We start from the raw sequence: 7884 nt of genomic DNA, 5'->3' as shown, positions 1-7884 counted from the left end.
CCGCCGGCGGACCAATGTCGTGGGGATCTTCCCTGACCGTGATTCGGTGGTCCGGTTGGTCGGGGCAGTGCTGGCTGAGCAGCATGAGGACTGGATGCAGCAGCGTCGGTACATGCCTCTGGCGATGCTGTCCTCGACGGCGGAGATGCTGGCGAAGGCCCGGGCAGCTGACGGCGTCGGCGTCGTTGTCGGTGACGGTCAGGAGGCTCTGGTGGCGTAAGGAATCCTGTTCCGTCAGCGGTCAGTTCATCGCTGAGTCAACCGCTGGCGGATACACCACTCAAAAGGACTTGACCAGGTGGACAGGACGAGCGCTTGCGTTTTGCCGTTGATGAGATCCGGCTAACCGGGCCTTGGGCTCACCGCGTTGATACTGAAGATGTGGAACAGCTCTACCGACAATCTTTTGGCTGGCCCGAGGAATTTCAAGTTCGTCCCGTTCAAGAAGTTGCTGCGAAGGTCGCGGAACAAAACGTTGAGGCGACTGGACCTTCCCTCATGGTGATCGAAGCCCCCACCGGTGAAGGAAAAACTGAGGCTGGCCTTGCCGTTGCTCAAATTCTAGGCAAATCCCATGGTGCCCAAGGACTTTTCTTTGCTGCTCCAACTATGTCGACTTCAAACGGACTGTACGAGCGGACTAGAAAGTGGGCGAGCAGAGCGGCGCAAGGTGAATCGGTTTCATCTATGTACTTGGCACATTCCAAAAATCAGTTGTTCAGTGGGTTCCGTGAGCTGAAATTTAACTCAATTGCGCCTGGTGAAGAGGATTATGGATCTGTTGTCGCATCCCAATGGATGTCGGGTAGCAAGAAGGGACTTCTGAGTAATTTTGCCGTGGGAACCGTCGATCAAGTGTTGATGCTGGCATTACAGATGCGGCACTCAATGCTCCGTCACATTGCTTTGGCAGGAAAAGTCATAATTATCGACGAGGCACACGCGTACGACGCGTATATGTCAGCCTATCTTGAAACAGCATTGGCCTGGTTGGCACGCTATGGCGTGAATGTCATCATTATGTCCGCAACTTTGCCACCGACTCAAAGGATGAATCTTGTAGCTGCATTCGCCAAGGAATTGCCCGGCGAAAGTTTGCAAAGCCAATTAGAAGGTGTTGCAGGTGCACAAGGGTATCCCTTGGTTACTTCAGTGAGTTCCGCGGGAGTTCGGCACGACGTAGCCGCTGCTCGTCCCTTTGATTTGGATGCTTCTGTGGAGGTTGTCAGTGATGATCTCAGCGCTTTAGGGGTTGAAGTCGGTGGGTTGCTCTCGGGGGGTGGCGTAGCTTTGGTTATTTGCAATACGGTTCGGCGAGCCCAAGATGCTTACGGGGAGTTTACAAAGATATTCCCTGGTGAGACGCAACTTCACCATTCCGCATTCATTGCCAGCGATCGGTCTGAGAAAGAAGATGAATTGCGCCGTGCGCTTGGGCCAAAGGCTCACCGTGGAGCAGGTCGACCTGATCGGCTCATTGTTGTTGCGACGCAGGTGGCAGAACAGAGTCTTGATATCGATGCTGATGTACTGATCACCGATATCGCACCCATGGATCTGATAATTCAGCGCGCTGGGCGATTGCATCGGCATGGCCGGCCCAAATCGGATCGTCCAGGTTTGCTTCAATCACCGCAAATCCTCTTGAGGGGGATTAACAGCGTCGAACCCGTGCCGACCTTCGACTCTGGAGCGGAAGCGGTTTACGATGCGGCGATCTTGATGGCTACGTTGCACTATTTGCCGAAACGGTTTCGACGTCCAGATGACATTGAGCACCTTGTGCGCGAAACCTACGAATTGGTGGAGCAGCATGGACCAGTACCAATTGAGTGGGAAGAACAATGGGGCGCGGCGCTTGTGGCGAACCGAGAGAAACGGGAAAAAGCTGAGAGTGACGCTAGAACGTTTAGAATCCCGGAGCCTTCGCAGGCCTCAAAACTCAGCAATCTTTTCGAGCAGATTGCTGGTGGAGGAAACGATATTTCTGGGGAGGAAAGAGGCATTGCGCAAGTCCGTGACGCTGAGCCCGCCGTGGAAGTGATTGCAATTCAGCGAACTGATTATGGTTATCGGCCCTTCGGTGCGACGGACGATGTTGATCTTCAAGATACGACGGAATCGGATCTGTCCTATAAAGAAGCACTTCGTTTGGCTGGCACTACTGTGAGACTTCCAGCGTGGGTGACAAGACGCGATAGCGATTTTGATGAAGTGATCGCTGCGTTGGAAAAAGGTACACCAACCACATGGCAAAAGAGCTCATTGCTTAAAGGCAGAGTCGCCCTTGAATTTGATCTTTCGGGAGAGGCTGAAGTTGGGCGATTCTTATTTCGGTACTCCGAGGAACTTGGTCTTACTACGGAGGTGAGTAAGTAGTGGCAAAGCAGCTGCGCACTCGTGCCCCAACTCAAAGTGCTCAAATGTCCAATTAATAACTACTAACAAATAAGAAAGGAGGAACCGATGTTTTCTCTCATCACAGAACCATGGATTCGTGGGGAAGATAGTCAGGGCGAAACCGTGAATGTCAGCTTAAAAGATGTATTTGATGGAACCGCTGGCTTAGTTCGATTGCAGGGAGATTCGCCGGTACAGGATTACTCGGTATTGCGAGTTCTTCTTGCAATATTTTGGCGAGCGCATGTTCCAGAATCGCAGGTAAACCCAGGAGAGACATTTCAGTTCTCACGTTGGTTCGAAACCACCTGGAACAAATTGGAACAGGTCAAGTCGGACCGGGTTTCAGTGGAGTACCTAGAAAAGTATTCGGACCGATTCAATCTTTTAGACACAGAGGCTCCGTTTATGCAGGTTGCAGACCTGCATACGAAAGATGGAACGCACCGCAAAATCTCTCAGTTGATTCCGGAGATAAACAGTAATTACTTCACCATGCGAGCAGGACAAGGTGCCGGATCAGTTAGCTTCGCAGAAGCAGCGCGGTGGCTCATCAACTTACATGCTTTTGATTTCAGCGGAATCAAAACCGGAGTGGAAGGTGACAGCCGCGAGAAAGGAGGAAAAAGCTACCCGATCGGTCAGGGCTGGTCAGGGCTCACCGGGGGCACTGTTATTCAGGGAGATTCAATTCTTCAGACCCTATTGCTGAATACAGTCGCCGAAGCCATTTCCAATGCAAATGATCGGCCGGTATGGGAGCGACTTCCAGACGGGCCTGACGTGCGGTCGAAAAATCCGCTGATCAATGGAATCGAATCCGCATCCTCGCAGCCTCAGGGCCCCGCAGATCTGGCTACTTGGCAGACTCGAAGGGTCCGGCTTATCAACGACGGTCACAAGGTCACCGGTGTCCTTATTACTAATGGTGATCGCATCCCGGATGCTGGAGCGAATGTCCTCGGAGATCCGATGACCCCGTATCGTTTCTCGTCGAACAAATCGAAGAAGGATTTGGACGTATATTATCCCAGGCCCTATGACCCGCAGCGGACGATGTGGCGTTCACTCGACGCGCTTATTGTCTCGGAAACCGATGCAGGATTTAGCACGAAGGAAAAAGCCCCCAAGCGTCCAGGTATTCTGACCAGCATTGCAGAAGTTTCCAATGACTTCGAAGATATTCCAGACGTACTCAACCTGCAGCTAGTCTCGGTTGAATATGGCCCACAGGCCTCATCGGTCGCTTCCACGATTTCAGCGGAAGTAGGGGTCCCGACTGCCATATTGCTGGAGAACCAGGTTGACGTACGTGACGCAGTCCGAAGCGCTGCGTCCTCCACTGGTGATGCAGCTATAGCTTTAGGTCAATTCGCTGGGAACTTGAGTACAGCCGCAGGCGGAGAATATTCATTTCAGGCACAACACACGGATGGACTATTGGCAGAACTGGAACCCGGGTTCTTAGATTGGCTTCGTGCTTTGCCAGTAACCAGCGACATGAATCCCGATGAGCTGGAGTCCCAGATTGCGAAATGGGAACAAACTGTTCGCAGCGCTACCGAAGATCATGCGCAAATACTGCTTAAAGGGGCAGGACCCAAGGCATTCATCGGCAGACAGGTTTTCCAGAACGCCGATGATACTAAAGGGCGACTGGTCTCGGCTGGCTCCGTGTTCAACCAGCTCAAGAGCAAACTCGATCAAATTCTTCCTGCGACACAACGGAAGAAAACCGAAAGGCAATCGGCCACTTCAAAAGAGAAGGTAGGACAATGACCTCACCCACAGATACTGAGCAACCTGGCACGAAGCAAAATGTTGCTGAACCGGGCGATGCTTACGGAACGTTGAAGCACTCCGTTCGTTCCACTTGCTCGCGTTTACAGAGCATGTATTTATCAAGTGGAAACACTGCCTCCACTGCTGCAGCTCGCGCTCAGCTTGCCAAACTGCGGCAAGGAGCTGGTGCGAGCCTGAAATCAAATCCGTTGGCTCTAGAAAATGTGCTTTTCGCCCTTGAACCCAGGCTGGACCCTGCGTTCCTTGGAAAAGGCGACGCCCCTTCGCCTTCAGAGAAGGCTGCATTCTCTGCCATGACTTTGTTCGCAGTCCACATGCAATCTGCAGCAGTGCCGGCACACGAAACTGGCACAAGCTTTGCATCTGCCTGCGGAAAGTTGCATAGCCTTGCGCTTTCCGGATCGATCAAGCCACGCATCGATGCAATGCTTCTCGCACATGATGACAACGCACGATTGATCCATGTTCGCTCACTGATCACGCTGTTGCGTGGGCACTCCATCGCATTCGACTATGGCCAATTCGCCGAAGACTTGCGGTCACTCATGAACCCCAAGAAGCGCGCGGGAATCCAGCTCCGCTGGGGTCGCGATTTTGCCTACGGTTCCTACACTCCTACCACTCCAAAGAACTCTTAATCCCGAAAGGATTTTCATTATGTCTACAGTTGTTGATATTCACGCCCTGCAAACTCTTCCACCAAGCCTGATCAACCGCGACGATACAGGTGCACCCAAGACGGCAATCTTCGGTGGTGTACCCCGCCAACGCGTGTCCTCGCAGTCATGGAAGCGAGCAATTCGCCGCTATGTAGAAGAGAACGTGAGCGAAGACCTGATCGGCGAGCGTACTAAGCGCACCCCGGAACTGATTGCTAAGAAAGTCAACCAGATCAACTCTGACTGGGATTTACCGAAGGCAGTCGAAGGTGTAGATGCGCTATTCAAGGCAGCGAAGATCAAGTTAAGCGTAGAGGCTAAAAAGCAGGAGGCAGATCCAGACGTAGCCACTGAAGAAAAAGAGGAATTTAACGCTTACCCTCAAACCGGATATCTGCTTTTCCTCAGCCCGCAGCAGATTCAGCGTGCGGCAGAGGCCATCATCGAAAAGGACGGAGAGAAATTCTCCAAGAAGGAAGCAGAGGAGATCCTCGACACTGAACATTCACTTGATATCGCCATGTTTGGACGTATGCTCGCCGATGCGCCAACCTACAATGTCGATGCTTCCGTTCAGGTCGCACACGCAATCAGTGTGCACGAGACCCAGCCAGAGTTCGACTACTTTACCGCGGTCGATGACGTTGTCGAAGATGCTGAAGAATCCGGCGCGGGCATGATCGGCACCGTGCAGATGATGTCATCGACGTTGTATCGCTTTGCGACGATCAACGTGGATGGTTTGAAAGACAACCTGGGCTCAGCCCAGAACGCACACGAAGCTGTCGGACACTTCATCAGGGCATTCGTTGAGTCCATGCCAACTGGAAAGCAGAATACTTTCGCAAACAACACCCTGCCAGAATTGGTCTACGTTGCGGTTCGAGACGGTCGTTCTGTGTCGTTGGTCAATGCTTTCGAGGAACCAGTTTCCGGTACCAGTGATCAGGGGCGTCGTCGAGTAGCGGCTCAGAAACTTGCAGAGGAGGAACGTCAGGTCATTGACACCTACGGCTTCAAGCCAAGGAAGGCGTTTGTGCTTTCGCTCGGCGATCTTGGCCAGGAATTTGAAGGTATCGCGGAATCTACGAAGCTAGATGATCTGGCAGCGCAGGTTCAAGCTGTGCTTGAGGAGAACTAGATCATGACCTCGTCATTATTACTACTACTCAAGGGGCCCTTGCAGTCGTGGGGTGATCAATCCCGCTACGGCACACGCGCAACGGCTTCAACCCCGAGCAAATCCGGCATTATCGGGATGGTTGCGGCGGCGCAAGGTCGGCGACGAAGCGATCCGATCGAAGATCTTGCTGATTTGAATTTTGCGGTGCGAATTGATCAATCGGGTGCATTGCTTCGCGATTACCAAACAGCGCAACCATGGCAACGCGATCCGAATGGATCGGCATCGCTGGTAACCCGCTATTACTTGCAGGATGCGGCATTTGTTGCAGCGATTGAGGCCCCGGACCGGGGTTTGCTGGAGAGCTTCCGAGATGCCTTGAACAACCCGACGTATCCTCTATTCTTGGGGCGTCGATCGTGCCCCGCGCCTCCGAATCTGGTGCAGGGAATCGTCGATAAGCCTGCTGCGGAAGCACTTATGTCGCTAGATCAGTGGTTTGCCACCATGGCTCATAAGAAGAGTAGGAATCGCACCGTCGAGTTGCCGATTTATCGGGACGCTCTTCCTGGTGAAACTGGGGAAAAACGTCAGGATGTTCCAGTGTCTTTCGATTCTGCGCACCGCCAATACAATTGGCGCGAGGTTGTATACGCAGGATCGAAGACGATTGACAATGAACATGGAGCGAGCACCGACCCATTCTTCGAAGCGGTGGTGTCGGTATGACTTCACTGACAAGGATTCTGCTCAACCCTGCGAGACGCCAAGGGAGAAAGCTTCTCACTGATCCGCAATCAATGCACGCCGCTGTTCGGGCCGCATTCCCTCCAGATCTTGATGAAAGCGCCGGACGAGTCCTTTGGCGCGTGGACAATAGGAATCATGAGCATGTGCTCTACATTGTTGGTTCTGAAGCCCCTACTGCCGATCACATCGTTGAACAAGCGGGATGGACAACTCGTCCGCCGCAAACTGCGGAATATGATCGATTCCTGGACAACCTCAAAAGGGGCCAAAAGTGGTGGTTCGAGTTGGTTGCGAACCCTACTTACAGCGAGAGCAGAGGTGAAGGGAAACGAGGCAAAGTCAAAGCCCATGTTTCTGCCAAACACCAATTGCAGTGGCTGCATGATCGATCCGAGGGCGCCGGTTTTTCGCTTTTCGACGAGGGCTCAGGCGAAACAACTGTTATTGGGCGGCAAGGTCTGAACTTCTATCGCAATTATGAAGCTGGGAAGAATAAGGTTCGGATCACAACTGCCAGATTCGAAGGGGAATTGGAGGTCACTGATGCAGATCAACTGCGACAAACGTTAGTTTCCGGAATCGGCCGCGCAAAAGGCTACGGTTGTGGTCTTATGACGCTTGCACCTATCAAGAGCCAACATGGCTGAGACACCAAGCCAAGTGCCCCTCGCGCGCGTCTCGTTGGGAAGAATGGAAAATCGGATTTCATTTCTCTATGTGGAGCGTGCTGTTGTTAATCGCGACGGGAATGCGTTAACGGTAACTGATCAGCGGGGAACAGCTCATGTTCCTGCTACTCAGTTAGCTGCCATTCTTCTGGGGCCAGGAACGAAAACGACCTACGCAGCGATGTCCTTGCTTGGTGATGCTGGGGTCACGGCAGTTTGGACTGGCGAAAAAGGTGTGCGTTATTACGCCAGTGGGCGCCCGCCGGCGAAGAGTTCACGGATGGCGGAAGCGCAGGCAAGGATCTGGGCAAACCAGCGGACACGTCTCAACTGCGGGTTGCGTCCAATAGTGTGGTGTACAGCTACCGCCTGGTGANCCCCCCCTGCCGACCAGCAAGGAGACCACCGCGGTACCTTTCGACTCAGCTCCTACACATCCTCGAAAGGACACCAACGATGGCCTCCGCGCCCAATCATATCG

Annotated in this window: 7 protein-coding genes and 1 pseudogene; all 8 read left to right on the top strand. The window is 53.0% G+C overall.

Annotated elements, in window-relative coordinates:
- A partial coding sequence (locus A37O_RS16195; RefSeq protein ID WP_018297207.1) for a transposase occupies positions 1–220 on the top strand: 220 nt, incomplete at its 5' end.
- 95 nt (positions 221–315) lie between these two features.
- Complete coding sequence (gene cas3 / locus A37O_RS0109155; RefSeq protein WP_018297206.1) at positions 316–2379, top strand: CRISPR-associated helicase Cas3'; 2064 nt, start codon at positions 316–318, stop codon at positions 2377–2379.
- Positions 2380–2466: 87 nt separating this feature from the next.
- A complete protein-coding gene (casA, locus tag A37O_RS0109150) occupies positions 2467–4179 on the top strand; it encodes a type I-E CRISPR-associated protein Cse1/CasA (RefSeq protein WP_018297205.1) in 1713 nt (570 codons plus the stop codon).
- Positions 4176–4841 (top strand): type I-E CRISPR-associated protein Cse2/CasB, encoded by a 666-nt coding sequence (gene casB, locus A37O_RS0109145; RefSeq protein WP_018297204.1) that lies wholly within the window; start codon positions 4176–4178, stop codon positions 4839–4841. The genes casA and casB overlap by 4 nt, the downstream gene beginning before the upstream one ends.
- Before the next feature lie 19 nt (positions 4842–4860).
- Complete coding sequence (gene cas7e, locus A37O_RS0109140; protein ID WP_018297203.1) at positions 4861–6003, top strand: type I-E CRISPR-associated protein Cas7/Cse4/CasC; 1143 nt, start codon at positions 4861–4863, stop codon at positions 6001–6003.
- A gap of 3 nt (positions 6004–6006) precedes the next feature.
- Positions 6007–6714 carry a type I-E CRISPR-associated protein Cas5/CasD gene (gene cas5e, locus A37O_RS0109135; RefSeq protein WP_026196274.1) on the top strand — a complete coding sequence of 236 codons (708 nt, stop codon included), beginning with the start codon at positions 6007–6009 and terminating at the stop codon, positions 6712–6714.
- Positions 6711–7382: a type I-E CRISPR-associated protein Cas6/Cse3/CasE gene (gene cas6e, locus A37O_RS0109130; RefSeq protein ID WP_026196273.1), complete on the top strand. Its 672-nt coding sequence runs from the start codon at positions 6711–6713 to the stop codon at positions 7380–7382. Before cas5e ends, cas6e begins: the two co-directional genes overlap by 4 nt.
- Positions 7375–7737: pseudogene (locus tag A37O_RS16190) on the top strand (CRISPR-associated endonuclease Cas1); the annotation flags it as partial. The gene cas6e and the pseudogene A37O_RS16190, both read left to right, overlap by 8 nt.
- Positions 7738–7884 lie beyond the last annotated feature (147 nt).

It is taken from the genome of Corynebacterium lubricantis DSM 45231 (assembly GCF_000379425.1).
GTDB lineage: Bacteria > Actinomycetota > Actinomycetes > Mycobacteriales > Mycobacteriaceae > Corynebacterium > Corynebacterium lubricantis.
The sequence above is the reverse complement of the archived record's forward strand: the minus strand, read 5'-3'. Positions and strand labels throughout refer to the sequence as shown.